The organism is Hymenobacter baengnokdamensis (genome assembly GCF_008728635.1).
In the GTDB taxonomy this organism is placed as follows: domain Bacteria; phylum Bacteroidota; class Bacteroidia; order Cytophagales; family Hymenobacteraceae; genus Hymenobacter; species Hymenobacter baengnokdamensis.
This window is the reverse complement of the sequence record NZ_CP044285.1, coordinates 3,005,453-3,024,188: the sequence shown is the minus strand read 5'-3', so window position 1 is coordinate 3,024,188 and position 18,736 is coordinate 3,005,453. Positions and strand designations below refer to the sequence as shown.

16 protein-coding genes are annotated in these 18,736 nt (G+C 59.0%); 7 read left to right on the top strand and 9 right to left on the bottom strand.

The annotated features are described in order from the left end of the window. Window positions 1-17: 17 nt before the first annotated feature. The 3 genes from F6X24_RS12940 to F6X24_RS12930 all read right to left on the bottom strand — a co-directional run bounded on the left by F6X24_RS12940 (window position 18) and on the right by F6X24_RS12930 (window position 2,791). On the bottom strand, window positions 18-611 hold the full coding sequence (locus F6X24_RS12940) for a helix-turn-helix domain-containing protein (protein WP_151088401.1): 594 nt from the start codon (window positions 609-611) through the stop codon (window positions 18-20). 34 nt (window positions 612-645) lie between these two features. Next, entirely contained in the window at window positions 646-1,371 is a 726-nt protein-coding gene (locus F6X24_RS12935) for a hypothetical protein (RefSeq protein WP_151088400.1), read from the bottom strand. Window positions 1,372-1,543: 172 nt separating this feature from the next. Next, window positions 1,544-2,791, bottom strand: coding sequence for an ABC transporter permease (locus F6X24_RS12930; RefSeq protein ID WP_151088399.1), 1,248 nt, complete (start codon window positions 2,789-2,791; stop codon window positions 1,544-1,546). A 190-nt stretch (window positions 2,792-2,981) separates the two neighbouring features. Between F6X24_RS12930 and F6X24_RS12925 the strand changes: the two genes are divergently transcribed. Continuing rightward, window positions 2,982-4,247 carry an asparagine synthetase B gene (locus tag F6X24_RS12925; protein ID WP_151088398.1) on the top strand — a complete coding sequence of 422 codons (1,266 nt, stop codon included), beginning with the start codon at window positions 2,982-2,984 and terminating at the stop codon, window positions 4,245-4,247. 87 nt (window positions 4,248-4,334) lie between these two features. On the opposite strand, the gene porX is transcribed toward F6X24_RS12925, so the two are convergent. After that, a complete protein-coding gene (gene porX / locus F6X24_RS12920; protein ID WP_151088397.1) occupies window positions 4,335-5,903 on the bottom strand; it encodes a T9SS response regulator signal transducer PorX in 1,569 nt (522 codons plus the stop codon). Between the two features lie 221 nt (window positions 5,904-6,124). On the opposite strand from porX, the gene F6X24_RS12915 reads away from it, so the two are divergent. Further along, window positions 6,125-7,354 carry an HD domain-containing protein gene (locus tag F6X24_RS12915; RefSeq protein ID WP_151088396.1) on the top strand — a complete coding sequence of 410 codons (1,230 nt, stop codon included), beginning with the start codon at window positions 6,125-6,127 and terminating at the stop codon, window positions 7,352-7,354. Between the two features lie 29 nt (window positions 7,355-7,383). Here F6X24_RS12915 and F6X24_RS12910 read toward each other — a convergent pair whose 3' ends face one another. From F6X24_RS12910 to F6X24_RS12890, 5 genes are all read right to left on the bottom strand, one after another. Then, the gene (locus tag F6X24_RS12910) at window positions 7,384-7,866 is read right to left on the bottom strand and encodes a Uma2 family endonuclease (RefSeq protein ID WP_151088395.1); all 483 of its coding nucleotides are present in this window, start codon (window positions 7,864-7,866) and stop codon (window positions 7,384-7,386) included. Window positions 7,867-7,925: 59 nt separating this feature from the next. Continuing rightward, complete coding sequence (gene dnaA / locus F6X24_RS12905; RefSeq protein WP_151088394.1) at window positions 7,926-9,458, bottom strand: chromosomal replication initiator protein DnaA; 1,533 nt, start codon at window positions 9,456-9,458, stop codon at window positions 7,926-7,928. Between the two features lie 152 nt (window positions 9,459-9,610). Then, on the bottom strand, window positions 9,611-10,537 hold the full coding sequence (locus F6X24_RS12900; protein ID WP_151088393.1) for a bifunctional metallophosphatase/5'-nucleotidase: 927 nt from the start codon (window positions 10,535-10,537) through the stop codon (window positions 9,611-9,613). 92 nt (window positions 10,538-10,629) lie between these two features. Beyond that, window positions 10,630-11,400 carry a 5'-nucleotidase C-terminal domain-containing protein gene (locus F6X24_RS12895; protein ID WP_229725082.1) on the bottom strand — a complete coding sequence of 257 codons (771 nt, stop codon included), beginning with the start codon at window positions 11,398-11,400 and terminating at the stop codon, window positions 10,630-10,632. A 30-nt stretch (window positions 11,401-11,430) separates the two neighbouring features. Continuing rightward, a complete protein-coding gene (locus F6X24_RS12890; protein WP_151088392.1) occupies window positions 11,431-12,693 on the bottom strand; it encodes a porin family protein in 1,263 nt (420 codons plus the stop codon). A gap of 184 nt (window positions 12,694-12,877) precedes the next feature. Between F6X24_RS12890 and F6X24_RS12885 the strand changes: the two genes are divergently transcribed. The 5 genes from F6X24_RS12885 (at window position 12,878) to F6X24_RS12865 (ending at window position 18,595) form a co-directional block, all read left to right on the top strand. Then, window positions 12,878-14,686: a methylmalonyl-CoA mutase family protein gene (locus tag F6X24_RS12885; protein WP_191906318.1), complete on the top strand. Its 1,809-nt coding sequence runs from the start codon at window positions 12,878-12,880 to the stop codon at window positions 14,684-14,686. A 47-nt stretch (window positions 14,687-14,733) separates the two neighbouring features. After that, window positions 14,734-15,072, top strand: coding sequence for a hypothetical protein (locus tag F6X24_RS12880; RefSeq protein WP_151088390.1), 339 nt, complete (start codon window positions 14,734-14,736; stop codon window positions 15,070-15,072). A gap of 35 nt (window positions 15,073-15,107) precedes the next feature. Next, window positions 15,108-17,246: a methylmalonyl-CoA mutase gene (scpA, locus tag F6X24_RS12875; RefSeq protein ID WP_151088389.1), complete on the top strand. Its 2,139-nt coding sequence runs from the start codon at window positions 15,108-15,110 to the stop codon at window positions 17,244-17,246. 21 nt (window positions 17,247-17,267) lie between these two features. Further along, window positions 17,268-17,759 (top strand): hypothetical protein, encoded by a 492-nt coding sequence (locus tag F6X24_RS12870; protein WP_151088388.1) that lies wholly within the window; start codon window positions 17,268-17,270, stop codon window positions 17,757-17,759. A 446-nt stretch (window positions 17,760-18,205) separates the two neighbouring features. Beyond that, complete coding sequence (locus tag F6X24_RS12865) at window positions 18,206-18,595, top strand: SDR family oxidoreductase (protein WP_229725080.1); 390 nt, start codon at window positions 18,206-18,208, stop codon at window positions 18,593-18,595. Window positions 18,596-18,736 lie beyond the last annotated feature (141 nt).

Sequence of the window (18,736 nt, the reverse complement as noted above, 5' to 3'; positions counted from 1 at the left end):
TCCGATAAATCCGCGGTTCAGACGGCCCGTTGCAGCACGGCCACGAGCTGCTGCATAAGGGCTTGCTGCTCCAGCAAATGCTGATTGCGCTGCTCAGCCAGCGCCAGTTGGTGCTGGAGGTGCTGGGTTTGCAGCACCACCGCGAGGTAGTTGGCATCGGGCGAAGCCGGAGCGGCCGCGGCACTAGTCGGCGCGGGCACAGTAGCAGGTACTACCGGACCAGGTAGCGGCTCGGGCCGCTCAACGGGCGCCGGCGCTGGCCGCTTTTCGGGTGAGGCTACTGCCCGGGCTAAGGGTACTGCCGGTGCCTCTGCCACCGGCGCAGGCGCGGCAAATAAGCCGTCCGGCGCAGCTGCGATGCCTGAGGCCGGCGACAATCCCGACCCGGCCAGCATAGGCCCCTGACCAAGCAGCAGCCAGTCTTTCGACACATTTGGATAAGTTTCAAATACCTTGCACAGCAGGTCGTAGCCGGGCTTGTTACGCTCATCAACGAGATGTTGAATAACGGTGGCCGTCTTGTCCAGCGACTGCGCAAAGGCATTTTTGCTCAGCCCCAAATGCTGAATAAGTTGGGTAAAGCGTTGGCCGATGGAAGCAGGAGGGGGCATTTGCACAAATGAAAAGTTGCGCAAATGTAAAAGCTTATCTGGTATCCCGCCTTTGCGGAGGCGACCCGGTAACAGCCTGCCGCAACAGTTGCCGGGGCTCCAGGTCTGCGTAGGCAAACAAATAGTCGTCGGCCGGCGCCAGAGCCAGTACGGCGTGTGGAAACTCGAAGCTGGAATAAAGCACCAGTCCTTTGGGCGTGAGCGCGAACTCACGCAGGGCTGGCAGAGCCGCTGGGCTTACCTGCTGTCTGCCTTCATCCCAGCCGGTTTGCTCCCACACGGTGGCCCAGGTATCAGAGTCGCCGGGATAGTCCCGGGTAATGCGTTGAACGTGGGCGGCTACGCGCTGGGTAAGGCGCTGGTGCCACTGCTGGCGTAGTAGTATAGTATCGGCCAGCAGCTCGGGCAGTGTAATACAGCGACCAGTGCGTATATCGAACGTAGCATGTCGGCTGGTCGTCGAAGGATAAGCGCCCATGTACTCGGTAGTAAGGGCCAGTGACAATAGCCCCGCACGATTGAATAAAATGTCGTAGCTGGTGCCGGTCAGCCCTTCTTTGTTAGCAGCCTTGTATTCGGCAACGGCCCGCCGGATGGCCGCCGCAGCTGTTGGAGCCCGCGTCGTATCGCTAAGGCCAGCCGTAAGCATAAGTCGGGTCAGCGTCTGATTGAGACGCTGCGCAGCTGCCGCATTTGCAAGCTGCACCTGCGGCACTTCAAAATCTGGCGCGTTGGGCAGCTTGATAGTAGCAATCTGCACAGGGCCTGCCGATGCTATTTCGCGCTTAACTGGCTCAACAGCCCGGGCAGCCGGGGCCTGCGCGGCTGACGTGATTGAGCTCGCCGCGCGTGGGTTTTCATGGGCTGTCTGCGATTCGCAGCCACCGAACACCAGCGTGCCAGCTAGCACAAAGTATCGTGTTTTATTAATATTACTCATACCGCAGGCTGTCAATCGGGTCCAGGGCAGCGGCCTTGCCGGCCGGGTACGAGCCGGCCAGCAGGCCCACCGTTACGCAAATGGTCAGCCCCACTCCTACCCATAGCCAGGGCACCAGAAACGACTTGCTGCCCGCCAGCACGGCCACGCCGTTGCCGGCCCCGATGCCCAGCATTATCCCCAGCGTGCCGCCCATTACGCAGATAACGATGGCCTCAATCAGGAATTGCAGGCGTATCTGGCGCGCCGTGGCCCCCAGGGCTTTGCGAATGCCAATTTCGCGGGTGCGCTCCGTTACCGATACCAGCATGATATTCATGAGCGCGATGCTGGCTCCGAGCAGCGCCAGAAAAGCTATCAGGCCGCCGGCCAGGCGCATGTTGCCGCTCAGCGAATCGAGGGTGCCGCTCAGCGAATCGGGGCTTTCAATCTCGAAGGAGTCTTCCTGCCCCAGGCGGTCGTTGCGCACGGCCCGCATTACGCCCGTGGCCTGGCTTTGCAAAAAGCCCAGGGAGCCCGCGCTGGGCGTGGCCGTTTTGATATCGTAAGTGAGCGCCCCGGTGCGGGGCAGCTGGTTGCCGGTTTCGAGCGGCACCAGCAGCAGGCGGTCGGCCCCGGAGCCGCCCATCGTGCTGCCACTTTTTTCGAGCTGGCCCACCACCTGAAACCGCTTGCCCAGCGCGTACACGTATTTGCCCACCGGGTTTACCTGCGGAAACAGCTTGTCTTTCATTTCCTGGCCGATAATGGCCACGTTGGCCCCGGTATTCAGCTCCGACGGTGAAAAGGTGCGGCCCTGGGTGAGCGCGTAGCTCTGGATGCGCAGGTAGTTTTCATCGCCGGCAATCACCTGCATATTGGGGTTGGTTTTCTGGCCGTTGGCTTTGATTTCGGTGGCCCCGCTGATGAAGGCCGACAAGCCCACAATGGTACCGGGCTCGCGGCGGGTCAGCTCCTTTTTATAGAGCGTGGCCTGCAGGTAGCTGAGCGCCGGGTACTGCTTGCCCTGCACGCCCCCGCGCCGGAACCGATTACCATAGCCTTTAGCCTTTATTTCGAAGGCGTTGGCCCCGAGGCTGGCAAAGGTGTCGCCCAAGGAGTTGCGCATAGCGTCGATAGCCGTGAGAATGCCCACCAGCGCCATCAGCCCGATACTCACGATGAGCGCCGTGAGGATGGTGCGCAGCAGATTGCCGGAGATAGAGCGCAGCGCCTCGCGGATATTTTCCAGAAAAGTCATCGCAGATTTAACGGATTTAACGGATTTCGCGGATACGCTTGCTACGCAAGCTGGCTAGGCCGTTTTTTGAGCGTGGGTGATTAGTTAGAGAGCTTGCCGGTGGTTGTCACTTTGTGTAGCGCAGCAGCCGTACCTTGAACTACGATTGCCACCGCCCCGTTTGGCTGGTGGCTCTTAAGTCCTCAAAAGTATGTTGCTGAAGCGTCTTGCCCTCTTGCTCGTGCTGCTGGCCCCGGCCCTGGCAGCCCGTGCCAACCATATTTTCATCCCGATGGATAATACCCAGAAGGAACACCTGAAAGCTTACGGCCTGTGCTACTGGGCCTTAAGCAAGCAGATAGAAATAGACTGGCTGCTGAATTACCGGGGCGGCTCCTTTGCCTGCGAATCGCAGCCCAGCCTGGAAAATGAGCTGAACGTGCGCGGCATCACCTTCCAGGTTATCTCGGAGGCGCAGTACACGGGAATTCTGACCCAGATAGCTGACCCCAACGCCAACATGGACGTGATGAAGCTGGAGAAAGTACCCAAAATCGCGGTGTACACGCCCAAAGGCAAGCAGCCCTGGGACGATGCCGTGACGATGGTGCTCACCTACGCCGAGATTCCGTACGATAAGATTTACGACGACGAGGTGCTTTCGGGCGTGCTGCCCAAGTACGACTGGCTACACCTGCACCACGAAGATTTTACGGGCCAATACGGCAAGTTTTACGCTGCCTACCGCTACGCGCCCTGGTACCAGCAGCAGGTGCGCGAGGCCGAGGCCGCTGCCAAGCGCAACAACTTCAAGAAAGTGAGCGAGATGAAGGCCGCCGAGGCCGTGAAGATGCAGGAGTTTATCGCCGGCGGCGGCTTTATGTTTGCCATGTGCTCGGCTACCGACAGCTACGATATTGCGCTGGCGGGCCTGGGAATTGACATGGTGGCCGAGATGTACGACGGCGACCCGGCCGACCCCAATGCCCAGAGCAAGCTCAACTTCAACCGCACGCTGGCGTTCCAGAATTTTCAGCTCAAAACCAACCCGTTTGAGTACGAATATTCCAACATCGACATGCAGCCCAACGAGCGCGGCCTGTATGAGCAAAACGATTACTTTCAGCTCTTTACCTTCTCAGCCAAGTACGACCCGGTGCCGACCATGCTCACCCAGGACCATGAGAAGACCATCCACGGCTTCATGGGTCAGACTACGGCCTTCCGCAAAAGCCTCATCAAGCCCGATGTCATCATCATGGGCGAAACCAAGCAGGATGGCGAGGTGCGCTACATGCACGGCACCCTGGGCAAAGGCACCTGGACGTTTTACGGCGGCCACGACCCCGAAGACTACCAGCACCTGGTGGGCGAAGAGCCCACCGACTTGTCGCTGCACCCCAACTCGCCCGGCTACCGGCTGATACTCAATAATGTATTATTTCCGGCGGCTAAGAAAAAGAAGCAAAAAACCTAAGCGCAGCATTACGCAGAGGGGGCAGCGTTTCGCAGAGTTTAGATGAACTACTCTGCGAAACGCTGCCCCCTCTGCGTAACGCTGCGCTTAGCCTTTAGCCGTCAGCGTGATATAGGGAATAATACATTCTTCCAGCGATACGCCGCCGTGCTGGAACGTGTCTTTGTAGTAGTTCACGTAGTAGTTGTAGTTGTTGGGGTAGGCGAAGAAATAGTCGCCGAGCGTGAACACATACGCAGTGCTCACATTTTCGCGGGGCAGGAAAATGCTCTCCGGCTTGCGCACCACATAAATGTCGCGGCTTTCGTCGAAGCCCAGGTTGCGGCCGTGCTTGTAGCGCAGGTTGGTGTTGGTATTGCGGTCGCCCACAATCTTATACGGGCGCTTTACCCGAATAGTACCGTGGTCGGTGGTGATGATGAGCTTGCCCTTTTTCTCGGCAATGGTTTGCAGCATCTCATACAGCGGCGAGTGCAGAAACCACGAGCGGGTGAGGCTGCGGTAGGCGCTTTCATCGGCAGCGAGCTCGCGAATCATGGCCATATCGGTGCGGGCGTGCGAAAGCATGTCCACAAAGTTATAGACGATAACGTTGAGCTTGTAGTTGTTGTGCAGGTTAGCCATTTTACCCAGCAAGTCCTTGCCGGCCTGCAGGTTGGTTACCTTATTGTAGCTGTGCTTGGCTTTCTGGTTGTTGCGCTGGAAATTGATTTCCATGAACTCGGCCTCGTGCAGGTTTTTGCCTTCCTCGTCTTCGTCCCACACCCACAGGTTGGGGTATTTTTTCTGCACCTCGCCCGGCATCATACCGGCAAATATTGCGTTTCTCGCATATGCCGTGGTAGTCGGCAAAATGCTGTAATACAGCTCTTCCGAATCGACGGTAAAGAGCTCGGCGATAATCGGCTCCAGAATTTTCCACTGGTCGTAGCGCAGGTTGTCGATGAGCACGAAATACACGGGCGTGTCGCCGGTCTGCTTCATCAGCGGAAAAACTTTCTCCTTAAACAGCTGGTGCGACATAAGCGGCGCATCCTTGTCGCGGCCGTTTACCCAGTCTTCGTAATTCTCAATAATGAAGCGGCCGAAGTAGTTATTAGCCTCGTCCTTCTGCATGTTGAAGACTTCGGCCATGCTCTTGCCCTCGGTTTCGTTGATTTCCAACTCCCAGTATACGAGCTTTTTATATACATCGACCCACTCCGAAGGCGAGAGGCGGTCGGAAAGCTGCATCCCGAGCTGGCGAAAATCGCGCTGGTAGCCGGTATTGGTTGCCTCCGTGATTAAGCGCTTGTTGTCCAGTACTTTCTTTACTGAAAGCAGAATCTGATTCGGGTTAACGGGCTTGATGAGGTAATCGGCGATTTTAGCCCCGATGGCCCCTTCCATAATGTGCTCTTCCTCGCTCTTGGTAATCATCACGACGGGCACCGTGGGCCGCACCACCTTGATTTCGTTGAGGGTTTCGAGGCCGGTTAGGCCGGGCATATTCTCGTCGAGAAATACCAGGTCATAGGTATTTTCCTGTACTTCTTCCAGGGCATCGGCCCCGGAGTTGACGGGGGTAACGTCGTAGCCCTTCTCCTTTAAAAAGAGGATGTGCGGCTTGAGCAGGTCAATTTCGTCGTCGGCCCAAAGAATGGAGTAGCGTTGCATAGGCAAGGGCGCCGGGCGCTGGCGCGGCGGGAGGAAAGTAAATGGTAGCAGTGGTAACGAACACGCCTGCTCCAGTAGTATGCCGGAGGGCGGGGTCGCCGTAGCTTTACCGGAAAACCGGCGTTTAGGTTCGTACAAAGGCAAGTTAGTCGGCCGGTGGGCTGCAATCGTCGGCCAATCTGGCCGCGCACGTAGCTAAGCCCGAGCTTAGCGCTCCTATTATGAACAAGAAGAAGATTTTCAACGACCCGGTATATGGGTTCGTCACGGTGCCCACCGAACTGCTGTTCGACCTCATTGAGCATCCGTATTTTCAGCGGCTGCGGCGTATTCAGCAGCTGGGGCTCACCAATTTTGTGTATCCGGGGGCGCTGCACACGCGCTTTCACCACGCGCTGGGGGCCATGCACCTGATGCAGCTGGCACTGCGCACGCTCAAGGATAAGGGCGTGAAAATATCGGCGGCCGAGGGCGAAGCCGCCCAGATTGCTATTCTGCTGCACGACATTGGCCACGGGCCGCTGTCGCACGCCTTGGAAACGGCAATTTTTCAGGATATCCCGCACGAGCAGCTGTCACTCTACCTGATGGAGCGGCTCAACGAGCAGTTCCTGGGTAAGCTGAGCCTGGCCATGCAGATGTTTCAGGGCAGCTACGGGCGCGAGTTTTTTCATCAACTGGTTAGCTCACAGCTCGATATGGACCGGCTCGACTACCTCAACCGCGACTCGTTCTACACCGGCGTGGCCGAGGGCCGGCCGGGTGCCGACCGTCTCATCAAGATGCTGCAGGTAGTAAACGAGCGCCTGGTGCTGGAAGAAAAAGCCGTGTACTCGGTCGAGAACTTCCTGGTGAGCCGCCGGCTCATGTACTGGCAAGTGTATCTGCACAAAGCCGTTACGAGCGCCGAACAAATGGTAATCCGCACCATGCAGCGGGCCCGCGACCTGGCCCGCGCCGGCGTGGCCGTGCCGGGCAGCAGCTGCCTTACTTTCTTTCTGGGCCGCGCCGTTACGCTGGCCGAGTTTGAGCAGGATGCCAGTATCCTGGGCCGCTTTGTGCAGCTCGACGACGTGGACATCTGGGCGGCCATTAAGGCCTGGGCCAGCCACGAGGACAAGGTGCTGAGCTTTCTGGCCCAAAGCCTGCTCAACCGCCAGCTCTTCAAAATCGTTATCAGCCCCGAGCCGTATGACGATGATTTTCAGCTGGGTATCCTGGAGCTGATAACCGAGCACTTTGGCCTGCCACCCGCTGAGGCGCGCCAGCTAATGATAACCGGCCGCCTCAGCAACACCGCTTACGACCCGGCCAGCAACGAAACTATCAACATTCTGACCAAACTCGGCAAGGTGGTCGATGTGATTGAAGCATCGGATTTACCTAATATTCGGGCCCTGAGCCAGAAAGTACAGAAGTACTACATCTGCTACCCGAAGGAGATTTTATAGGCCTGGTGGCACGAGGACTGGGCTTCGCGCTACTGAAATAACGCATTCAAATCCAACTCTATACCAGCGACTGAGTCAATGAGCTTTTGGTGGCGGTCGAAAGTTTGGTACTCGCCGGGCTTAGTGGAAACCGATACCGTGCGGATGCCAGGCAATACCAGCCAGCATGACTTTACGCCGGCTGCCAGGTAGCGCTCTATTCTGTCTGTCAACTCTTCCAAACCCTGCGTCGGAGAAAGGATTTCAATGGCGATGCCAGGGAGCTCGCTGACCGTAATTTCGTCGGAGGTAGTGTAAGGCACTACGCCTTCGTACAAAGCTATATCAGGTACTTGCTTTAAATAGAGAGGCGCAAGCGTCAGGCTAAGCTCCGAATAAATGGTATGCGTTTGCCCACAGCTTACATAAAGTAGCCCAATCAATTTTGCCTGCAGCCGGCCGTGTAGTTTGCTAGGTATAGGTTTTCCGCGTTCAAGCTCGTAGTCCGGCTGTACGGTTTCTAGTGTTTCCATAAGGCAGAGATTTTCCTAAAGGTAACGCGTATGCTCCCAAAACGGGTAGCACTTACCTGCTACTTCTGCACGAATTTCTTGCGCAATTCGACAATCTGCTCCTTGAACTTTTTGTCCGAGTCAATCAGGTCCGACACCGTTTGCACCGAGTGGATAACGGTGGCGTGGTCGCGCCCGCCAAAGTGGTAGCCGATGGTTTTGAGCGAGTGGCTGGTGTGCTCCTTGGTGAAGTACATGGCCACCTGCCGGGCCGTAACTATCTCTTTCTTACGGGTTTTCTCCTTCAGCAAGCCCACTGCCACCCCGAAGTAGTCGGCCACGGTTTTCTGGATAAAATCAACATTGACTTCCGCTTCAACCTCCTCAATAATGTGGCGTAGCGCCTGCTTGGCCATTTCGAGGTCGATGTCACGGCGCGTTAGCACGCTCTGGGCCAGCAGGGTAGTCAGCACGCCTTCCAGCTCGCGCACGTTGGTAGGCACCGAATGAGCCAGGTACTCGACCACCTGCGGGGCGATTTCCATACCGTCCTGCTGGGCTTTGTTCTGGATAATAGCGATGCGCGTCTCGAAGTCGGGGCTTTGCACGTCGGCGGTGAGGCCCCACTTAAAGCGCGACAACAGGCGGTCTTCCAGCCCGCTCAGCTCGCGCGGGGGGCGGTCAGAAGTCATCACGATTTGCCGGCCACCCTGATGCAAGTGATTGAAGATGTGGAAGAACATCTCCTGCGTTTTGCCTTTATTGGCCAAAAACTGCACGTCGTCGAGGATGAGCACATCGACGAGCAGGTAGAAGTTGGCGAAGTCCTGCACGGCATTGCGCTGCAGGCTTTCAATAAACTGGTTGGTAAATTTCTCGGCCGACACGTAGAGCACGAATTTCTCCGCATTCGTGGCCTTGATATGGTTGCCGATGGCCTGCACGAGGTGCGTTTTACCCAGGCCCACGCCGCCGTACACCATCAGGGGGTTGAAAGCAGTGGTACCGGGCTTGTTGGCCACGGCGAGCCCCGCTGACCGAGCCAGCCGGTTGCAGTCGCCCTCCACATAATTCTCAAACGTGTAGGTAGTGTTGAGCTGCGACGGCACGATGTTGCGGTCCATCGTTTTGGTCGCGTCAAAGGGGTTGCGCAGCGTGGTGGCCGCCAGCTGCGCTGCCGTGGCCGTGCCGCCACCAGGCACGAAGTGCCGGGCGGGCGGGGCCGAGCGGCTGGGCTGAATACCGCCGGGCGCGGTGCCGTAGTTGGGGCTGGGCCGGCCTTCGGGCGCGGGCGGGCCGTGGGCGGCCTTGCGGGCGGGCGGCAGGTGCATGGCTTTGGGCGGGGCCTGCGCGTTGCCCTGGTCTACTACCACGCTGTATTCGAGGCGGCCCTCGGGGCCCAGCTCCTGGTAGATGGCGCGCTTTAGCTCCTCGACGTAGTGCTCTTCGAGAAACTCGTAGAAATAAACGCTGGGGACCTGAATGGTAAGCACCCGGCCTTGCAGCTCGACCGGCACCACGGGCTCAAACCACGTCCGAAAACTTTGCTCGCCCACCTCGGCGCGGATAACGCGCAGGCAACTGGCCCAGACGGTGCGAAAATCCTGCGACATGAAGTGAGAAAAAGCGAAACCAGACGAACGCCCGATGGCGAAAAAAAACCCTCCAAGTCGGGCCGGCTTAGTACCGGCCCGACTTGGGGGGACAAATTTGCGCATAAACCAGCAGACAAAAAAGCCGGCAAATGCTTGCTTATATCGGACGGCTAGCAGGTAGCGCTTACGGGTAGTACCAGCGCCCCGGTGGCCCGCACCGGTTGAGCACCCCGCCGCAGCTCGTAATCAATACGGCCGAGGTTAATGCCGGACCAACCCACCTGGTTTATAAGCGTTACGTGGCCATTGGGGCCGGTAATGGGCTCGGGAGCGGGCATAAAGGTGTGGGTGTGGCCGCCCAGAATGAGGTCGATGCCGCCCACCTGAGCCGCCAGCTTGCGGTCGTCAAGTTTTTCGCTTTCGTACTTATAACCGAGGTGCGAGAGGCAGATAACCATGTCGCAGCGCTCGTGCTGGCGCAGCTGCTGCACCTGGGCCTTGGCCACGGCAACGGGGTCGAGGTACTGGGTGGAGCCGAAGTTTTTATCGGCCACCAGCCCTTTCAGCTCAATGCCCAGGCCAAACACGCCGATGCGCGCACCGCCTTTCTCGAATACCTTGTAGGGCGCGAAGCGGCCGGCCAGCGGCGTGCCGCTGAAATCGTAGTTGGCAATGAGGAAGGGAAAGCCCGCGTTGGGCAGCTGCTTCTGCAAGCCCTCCAGCCCGTTGTCGAAATCGTGGTTGCCGAAGGTGGAAGCGTCGTACTTCATCCGGCTCATCAGCTTGTATTCCAGCTCGCCCAGAAAGAAGTTGAAGTAGGGCGTACCCTGCCAGATATCGCCCGAGTCGAGCAGCAGCACGTTGGGCTCCTGCCTGCGCACGCTGTCGATGAGCGCTTCGCGCCGGGCCATGCCGCCCAGCCCGGCCCACTGCGGGGCATTGTCGGGGAAGGGCTCGATGCGCGAGTGCATATCGTTGGTATGCAATATAACCAGCCGGGCGGGGCCACTAGCGGCTTCGGCTACCAGGCTGGGGCCCAGCAGGCTCAGGCCCGCCGTGCCGAGCAAAGATTTCTGAAGAAAGTCGCGACGAATCATAACTCAGTTAGCAGTTGGCAATAAATGAATGCGCAGGCAGCAAGCCGTAAGTATGCCAGGTACAACAACAACCCCTGGCTAATCGCTCACTGTTAAATGCTTTTTACTCTTCCTTCGATAGTGGCCGTGACGGGCTGCCCGGCTTTGGTCAGCGCCCGAATATGGTCGGCAATGCAGGTGCGCAGCAACAGGCCGGTGTGGCGCAGGGCAGCCCCCTTCAGAAAGCTCATGTTGTCGCCGCCGCCGGCCAGGTAGTCCGAAACGGCAATAGTATACGTTTTGTTCGGGTCAAATGGCTGGCCACCAATGCGAATATCCTGCGGCTTTTTGTCGGGGCCTACGGTGTAGGTAGCGCCCGAAACGGCCATTTTAATGGGCGCGGAGTAATCGAACAGCTGCTGCACCACCGGGCCGGGCGCATCGAGGACCAGCAGCTCGTTCTCGAAAGGCATCAGCTCAAACACGTTGCCGAGGGTGATAGGCCCGGCGGGCAGCGGCGTGCGCATACCGCCGTTGGTCATTACGCCCAGGTCAATCTTTTCGCCCTTGAAATACTGGCTGGCGGCGGTGCGCTGCAAGTCAGCCACGAAATTGACCAGGGTATTCTCGCCGGGGTTCTTGGTTAGCGCCACCGGAGCCGAGCCCACTACTTCCTGCATCTGGCTGAGCACCTTGTCGTGGTAGGGCTTGATGTAGTCGGCCGCGCCGGCATCGGGCGCGATGGTATTGCCAATGGGCTGGCTGGTGCTGGGAGCCAGGTGGGCCGTGGCCTGGAGCGGGGCCCGCTGGCAAGCCGGGGCGAGCAGCATCCCACTGACGACCAGCAGTGCGTGGCCGAAGACGAAGCGAAGAGAGAAAGACATGTGTTGTGTAGACGCCGCCCCAGCGTGGGGCTACCGGCTCGTTTGTTTGGTTAGGCTAAAGGAGAATTGCGCGTAGAGGTGATTAACGCGACTGCTGATGTTGCCAGCATTTATCCAGCCCGTATCTGCTTCGTAGCGGACCAGCACCGCCGCCGGGTGGTTTTTGACCAGGTCGAATTCCAGACCCAGGCCGCCGGCCAACCCCTCCTGAAAGTGTCGGTAGTCGTCGCCAAGGTAGCTGGTAGTCCCGACACCCGATGTGGTAGCGGTGGTTTGCAGTCGCAGCGCGTAGCCCAGCGTGCCGCCTACCTCCAGGAACGGACGAACCAGGGCGGCGCGGTTCAACGTGTAGCGCAGCAGCACCGGCAGTTTCAGGTAACTAAAATCGGCCTGGTAGTTGGCGTTATACACGTAGCCATTCCCCGAGGCGGAGGCGTAGCTATTCGCCCCCGTATAGTGCTGCGTTTGATAGAGCAGCTCTAGCTCCAGCGTTAGATGGCGGCTCAGGCTCGTCAGGGGCAGATTCAGTGCCAGCCCCCCGGTTAGCCCGCTGCTACTGCCAAAATCAACGTTGTAATTACTCACGTCGCTGGAAGTACGCATCGCCGCACTTTGGTACCCTAGCACCAGCCCAAGTTGCGCTCGCGGCTGAGCGGCAGTCGCTCGAATGGAGTAAGCATCGCCTGGCTGACCTTGGCACTTATTGTAAGCCGCCACGGCCTGTGCCAAGGCAACGACAGTGTAGGGCAGCCGTGGCAGCAGCACCTGGGCTTGTAAGCAACCAGCCAGCGCCTGCGCCAGCGTTTGGCGGTAAATGCTCTTTGTTTCTTCGTATTTACGCTTAAAGCCATTTTCTTCCACCTCCACCTGCTCCTGCTTTTGCACCAATTCGGTCGGCGGGAAGCTTGCCGTGGCGATGTAGTAGTGTACAGCATCATCGCGCCAGCTATAAAAGCTAGCCGGGCCACTGACTTCCACCTGCAGAAAAGCCGTGGGCGCGCTGCCGGCCGCCGCGCCGGGCAGGGCCAGGGCACGGTAGTGCAGCCCGGCGGCCGGGATTCCGTAGGCCCGCAACTGCGCCGGGCCATAAGTGGCTACCTCGGCCGTGGGGGCGGGCCGGAACCGGCACTGCCGCCCAGCCAGGCGCAGGTCGCGCAAATCCACCTCGCCGCGCACGGTGTCGCCCGCGGGCTGCACCAGGTAGCCGGGCCGGAAGATGCCCTGCGCCCGGCCGGTCAGCGGCCGCCCGGCGGTGAGTAGCAAGCAGAAGAGAAGCAGGTAGCGAAGAGGCATAAGCGCGGCGATTGCTGGAGAAAACAGCTCCACAAAAATACGGGCAGAAATAATGTAGTAGCACGGGAGCTACCGCCGCAGCCCAGGTGGCCGGGCGCGGGCGGGCCGAGCCATGACCGTTGGCTACGGTATCTTGCGGGCCGCTCAGCACCCGCCCGGCCGGTTCCGGGGCTCCCTATTCGTTATGCCCGACGCCTCTTCTCCTACCCCGCTCGTTTCTTTTCCCGAATTTTTGCCCGTAACCACCGCGCAGTGGCAGGCGCAGCTAACCCGCGAGCTGAAAGGCGCCGACCCCGCCAGCCTGCGCTGGACGCTGCCCGATGGCCTGGTAGCCGAGCCATTTTACCACCGCGAGGCCCTGACGGCGCTGGGTGGGCCGCCGCCTCCGCTGCCGCCCCGCCCCGCCCCCTGCCGCAACGTGGTAGCGCTGGCCGTACCGACCGGCGCCGACGGCCGCCTGCAAATTGAGCAGGGAGCCGATGCGCTGGCCCGCGGGGCCGATGGCCTGCATTTCGTAGTGAAGGGCGACCCCATGACCTTCGCCGTGGCCGAGCTGGCCGAGCGCCTGCCGCTGGCCAGCACCTGGCTGGGCTTTACGGTGGTTCAGGGCCCCGAACAGCTGCTCGAAAGGCTGAGCCTGGCCAGCAACGGGCAGCCGCTTCAGGGGTTTTTGCGCTTTACGCCGCCAGCCGGGCCCGAGGGAGCCGAGCTGCCGATGTACCGGAGCGTACTGCGCGCCTGCCTGCTGCGGGCCCAGAGCTGGCCGGCGTTTGCGGTGCTCTCCGTCAACGGAGCGTACTTCGGCAATAGAGGGGGCACGCTTACCCAGCAGCTTGCTTACAGCCTCAATACGGCCGTAACACTACTGACCGAGCTACCCGATGAGGCCAGCGGCATTTCGGTGGCACTGGTGGCGCGGGCCATTCACCTCGATTTTGCCGTGGGGCCAAGCTACTTTCCCGAAATTGCGCGGCTGCGGGCAGCCCGGCGGCTATGGAGTACGCTGCTTCACGCCTTTGGCCTGCCCGCCACGGGAGCGGCCACGCTGCCCATTCATGCCACTACCTCGACCTGGACGCAAACTACCCTCGACCCGCACACCAATCTGCTGCGGCACACCACGGAAGCCATGAGCGCCTTGCTCGGCGGGGCCGACACAATTCAGGTGGCGGCCTTCGATTGCCTCTACCAGGCGCCCAACGAGTTTAGCGCCCGCCTGGCCCGCAACCTGCCGGTTATCCTGCGCGAGGAAGCTCACCTCGACTGGGTAGCCGACCCGGCGGCCGGCTCCTACTTTATCGAAACGCTGACCGACGAGCTGGCCCAGGCTGCCTGGCTGGAGTTTCAGTCACTTGAAGCACAAGGTGGGATGCTTGAGGCCCGCAGGCGTGCCCTCGAAGCCGTGAGCCAGGCCGGACTGGAAAAGTTTAAGCGGATTGCCGCCGGCCAGGATGTGGTGGTAGGGACCAACCGGTTTCAGAATCCTCAGGAAAAGTTTGAGTATCAGCCCAAGCAGCTGCTACGCTCGCGCGAGTTTGATACCACCCGGGCAACGTATCCGAGCGAGGTGCTGCGCCTCGCTACGGCCCTGCACTTCGAGCGCCGTGCCAACCAGGATAAGCTGGCGGCCCTTGTGCTGCTGGGTGGTATTCAGGTAAATGAAGATATTGCAGCCGCCTTTCGGCAGCTGCTGCACCCTCAGGAGCAGCTGGCCACCAGCCCAGCCGCCGCGCTGACTATTGACCCCGATTCTTACTCTGTGTTATTTTCAACACCCGAGGAAGCAACGCTTATGTACGCCAGCCCCACCCAGTTTGAGCACCTGGCACGGGTGGTGCAGCAGGTGGCAGCCGGCCATGTCTTTGAGATTCCCTCGCTGGTCACCTCCGACCTGGCTACCCTGCTCGAAGCCGTGCGGGTCTTCAACTTCAAGGAATTTGTGGTCGAAGGCCACCGTACCGAGGAGGTGCTGGCCCGGCTGCAAGGCCGGTAGATTTTCGAATAATTACGAATATTTTTGGCCAGTAAGCACTTCTCTCTGTGTTCAAACAAAAAATTCTGAAAACCCCAATTAAGGATTTTCAGCTTGAAAATAATCTGGACGGCTACAGAAGGGATAAGCGGCTAACCAAAGAGGATATAAAAGCCATTATTCAAGACAAACCCGTTCAATTTGTTATTGCTGATGTTGGGCATGAATTAGAAATAATTTCTATCGACCAATGCTTTAAACTTTGGAAAGCTGAGGTTGAAAAGCACTTAGCAGACGCGTCAAAGCATAATCGGCTGGAAGATTATCCTGATGAGTATCTGTATTTCGCCAGCAAATGGATAGCAGAGGATTTAAGCCCTATTATTTTGCTTGAAAAACAGCATTAACTGAGCTGAATATTTTCGAATAACCTATATTTAACATGCGTCCCGAATTTTCCACTATTCCTTACGACGCCGCCAGCCTGCCCGCGCCGGCCAAGCCCGCTGACTATCCTAATGCTGGCCCGGCCGTGTACACCGCCGCCGATGCCGCGCACCTGCCGCACCTGGGCTTCGGGGCGGGCCTTGCGCCCTTCCTGCGCGGGCCCTACGCCAGCATGTACGTGCGCTCGCCTTGGACCATCCGGCAGTACGCGGGCTTCTCCACGGCCGAGGAGTCGAACGCCTTTTACCGGCGCAACCTGGCCGGCGGGCAGAAGGGTCTGAGCGTGGCCTTCGACCTGGCCACGCACCGGGGCTACGACTCGGACCACCCGCGCGTGGTGGGCGACGTGGGCAAGGCCGGCGTGGCCATCGACTCGGTGGAGGATATGAAAATTCTGTTCGACCAGATTCCGCTGGCCGAAATGTCGGTGAGCATGACCATGAACGGGGCCGTGCTGCCGGTACTGGCCTTCTTCATCGTGGCGGCCGAGGAGCAGGGCGTACCACCCGAGAAACTCACGGGCACCATTCAGAACGACATTCTGAAGGAGTTTATGGTGCGCAATACCTACATCTATCCGCCCGCGCCGAGTATGCGGCTCATTGCCGACATCTTCGCCTACACGGCGGCGCACATGCCGAAGTTCAATAGCATTAGCATATCCGGCTATCACATGCACGAAGCCGGCGCGACGGCCGAGCTGGAGCTGGCCTATACCCTGGCCGACGGCTTGCAGTACGTGCGCGCCGGCCTGGCGGCGGGGCTGAAAATTGACGATTTCGCGCCGCGCCTCTCCTTTTTCTGGGGCATCGGCATGAACCACTTTCTGGAAATTGCCAAGCTGCGCGCCGGCCGCCTGCTGTGGGCCAAGCTGATTAAGCAGTTTGACCCCCAGAGCGAGAAAAGCCTGGCCCTGCGCACCCACTGCCAAACCTCGGGCTACTCACTCACGGCCCAGGACCCGTTTAATAACGTGGCCCGCACCACCGTGGAGGCGCTGGCCGCGGCCCTAGGCGGCACCCAGAGCCTGCACACCAACGCCCTGGATGAGGCCCTGGCTTTGCCCACTGACTTCTCGGCCCGCATTGCCCGCAACACCCAGCTCTACCTGCAGCACGAAACCGACATCACCAAAGTGGTGGACCCCTGGGGCGGCTCGTACTACGTCGAAAGCCTCACCGCTGACCTGGCCAACCAGGCTTGGGCCTTGATGGAGGAAGTCGAAGCCCTCGGCGGCATGGCCGCCGCCATCGAAACCGGCCTGCCCAAGCTCCGCATCGAGGAAGCCGCCGCCCGCAAGCAGTCGCGCATCGACACCGGCCAGGAAGTGATTGTGGGCGTCAATAAATACCCGGCCCCCGAGGGCGAGGCGCCCATCGACGTGCTGCAAATCGACAACGACGCGGTGCGCGAAAGCCAGGTAGCGCGGCTGCAAAAAATTCGCGCCGAGCGCGATAACGCCGCCGTGCAGGCGGCGCTGGCCGCCCTCACGCAAGCCGCAAAAAGTGCCCCTGCGGTAGCGAGCGAAACTCCCGAAACAACTCAAAACTTACTCGCTCTGGCCGTGACTGCCGCCCGCGCCCGCGCCACCCTCGGCGAAATCTCCGACGCGCTCGAAGCTGCCTGGGGCCGCCACCAGGCTACCACGCGCACTGTGCAGGGCATCTACCAGCAGGGCATGACCGACAACGCCGACTTTGCCCAGGCCCGCCAGGCGGCCGAAGACTTCGCCGCCCGCGAGGGCCGCCGCCCCCGTATGCTGGTGGCCAAAATGGGCCAGGACGGCCACGACCGCGGCGCCAAAATAATCGCCACCTCCTTCGCCGACGTGGGCTTCGACGTGGACCTGGCGCCGCTCTTCCAAACCCCCGCCGAAGTAGCCCGCCAGGCCGTGGATAATGACGTGCACGTAGTAGGCGTGAGCAGCCTGGCCGCCGGCCACAACACGCTGCTGCCCCAGCTCATCCGGGAGCTGGCCGCCGAGGGCCGCCCCGATATCCTCGTCATCGCCGGCGGCGTCATTCCGCCCCAGGATTACCAGCAGCTCTACGACGCGGGCGTGGCCGGCATCTATGGGCCGGGCACGGTGATAGCCAAGGCCGCGCTGGATATTTTGGGGAAGCTGGCGGAGTAATTTAAATTATGTAATCAAAGTATGTATAATTCAGTAGTTATTGCGAGTAGTTTCCTGCTGGGTTTAAGTGCCTGTAATTCTCATAGAAATGAGAAACCAAAGCCTCACTTTCAAATTAGAATTTCCGGAACTGGACTAGCTAATTTAAAGTCAGAAATATTTTCAAAGGGCAAGCAAAAGTTTCTAATGTTTGGTGACCCAGCTCAGTTTATGTTTTTCAAGAATACGGATAGTATTTACTATCTGTTCCCACTTGGGGAAAAAAGTATATCTCAGCGCTTAGACACTACTAATATCGGATTAAATGAACAAATGACTTTCACGGTTCGGTTGTCTACTAATCATTTAGCAAACCACCCCAAATCAACTACAAAAACGATATTGCGTGTTGCATTGCTAGCCAATGGTAAAGTAGTACGCTCCGTGCATATTCCTACTGCGACTAATATCAGCAAAAACTCGACTACTCAAGATTCAACGGCAACTTTTACATTTAACTCAGGGAACATTTAATTTAATTTGCAACTTGTGAATTAAGTATATAGTCAACAAGACCTTTCCTACTTGGCAGGCTTTTTTACCCCCTATACTGGCGCGAGTTTAGGCGCAGCCGTAACTCGTGCCTTTTCTATTGTGGAGGTTGCACCTTCACTGCCGCGCCAGCGGCAATAAGAGTTTGCACGACTACTGCACTTAGTTCGACCCCAGCTTGCCGCGCTGCGGCAGTGGAGGTACAACCTCCACACGATAACCAGTCACGTGTTACAGTTGCGCCTAAACTCGCACCAGTATTGGCGCACCCTATTGGTACAAACGATGCCGCTGGCACAGAGATGCAAAAACCCCTACTCCCGTGCATGAGGGAGTAGGACCTTACCACCCGCCCAGCGGGCAAATTACAATGGGGTTAGTCGCGGATTTTGGTGTATCCTTCCATGGTATGCTCCAGGTTGAGGTCGTTGGGCATCCTGTTCATTTCGAGCGAGTCGGCCATCCAGACGCCGAGCGAGATGATTCACTACGGCATGACCAAAACCGCCCAGCTGGCCGTGGCGCGCGGCCTGGCCGAGCTGACGAAAGGCACCCAGGTAACGGTGAACTCACTGCTGCCCGGCCCCACGGCCTCGGAGGGAGTGGAGGAGTTTCTGAAGAAGATGGCTGGCTCGGGAAAAACCCGCGAAGAGGCTGAGCACGAGTTTTTCCGCGATGCCCGGCCCTCGTCGCTGCTTCAGCGCTTTATCACGGTAGATGAGATTGCCAGCACGGCGGCTTACCTGGTAAGTCTGCTGGCGGCAGCTACTTCGGGTGCTTCGGTGCGGGCCGATGGCGGGCTGCTGCGGCAGATTTAGCGCGGCTGGTAAAGCAGTGTCGCGTGGGCTTTGCGAGGCCGCGCGTGGGAAGGGTTGGCTCTTTCCACGCGCGGCTTCGCAAAGCCCACGCGACGAGAACTTTAGCTGGCAGCTGACTGAGCTACTATTCCCTATTGCAAA

What these genes read in the sequence shown, in the direction of transcription:
- F6X24_RS12925 (WP_151088398.1), top strand. Translation starts at nt 2,982, where the DNA reads ATGTTGCTGAAGCGTCTTGCCCTCTTGCTCGTGCTGCTGGCCCCGGCC.
- F6X24_RS12895 (WP_229725082.1), bottom strand. Translation starts at nt 11,400, where the DNA reads ATGTCTTTCTCTCTTCGCTTCGTCTTCGGCCACGCACTGCTGGTCGTC.
- F6X24_RS12910 (WP_151088395.1), bottom strand. Translation starts at nt 7,866, where the DNA reads ATGGAAACACTAGAAACCGTACAGCCGGACTACGAGCTTGAACGCGGA.
- F6X24_RS12930 (WP_151088399.1), bottom strand. Translation starts at nt 2,791, where the DNA reads ATGACTTTTCTGGAAAATATCCGCGAGGCGCTGCGCTCTATCTCCGGC.
- porX (WP_151088397.1), bottom strand. Translation starts at nt 5,903, where the DNA reads ATGCAACGCTACTCCATTCTTTGGGCCGACGACGAAATTGACCTGCTC.
- F6X24_RS12940 (WP_151088401.1), bottom strand. Translation starts at nt 611, where the DNA reads ATGCCCCCTCCTGCTTCCATCGGCCAACGCTTTACCCAACTTATTCAG.
- dnaA (WP_151088394.1), bottom strand. Translation starts at nt 9,458, where the DNA reads ATGTCGCAGGATTTTCGCACCGTCTGGGCCAGTTGCCTGCGCGTTATC.
- scpA (WP_151088389.1), top strand. Translation starts at nt 15,108, where the DNA reads ATGCGTCCCGAATTTTCCACTATTCCTTACGACGCCGCCAGCCTGCCC.
- F6X24_RS12890 (WP_151088392.1), bottom strand. Translation starts at nt 12,693, where the DNA reads ATGCCTCTTCGCTACCTGCTTCTCTTCTGCTTGCTACTCACCGCCGGG.
- F6X24_RS12900 (WP_151088393.1), bottom strand. Translation starts at nt 10,537, where the DNA reads ATGATTCGTCGCGACTTTCTTCAGAAATCTTTGCTCGGCACGGCGGGC.
- F6X24_RS12885 (WP_191906318.1), top strand. Translation starts at nt 12,878, where the DNA reads ATGCCCGACGCCTCTTCTCCTACCCCGCTCGTTTCTTTTCCCGAATTT.
- F6X24_RS12915 (WP_151088396.1), top strand. Translation starts at nt 6,125, where the DNA reads ATGAACAAGAAGAAGATTTTCAACGACCCGGTATATGGGTTCGTCACG.
- F6X24_RS12870 (WP_151088388.1), top strand. Translation starts at nt 17,268, where the DNA reads ATGTATAATTCAGTAGTTATTGCGAGTAGTTTCCTGCTGGGTTTAAGT.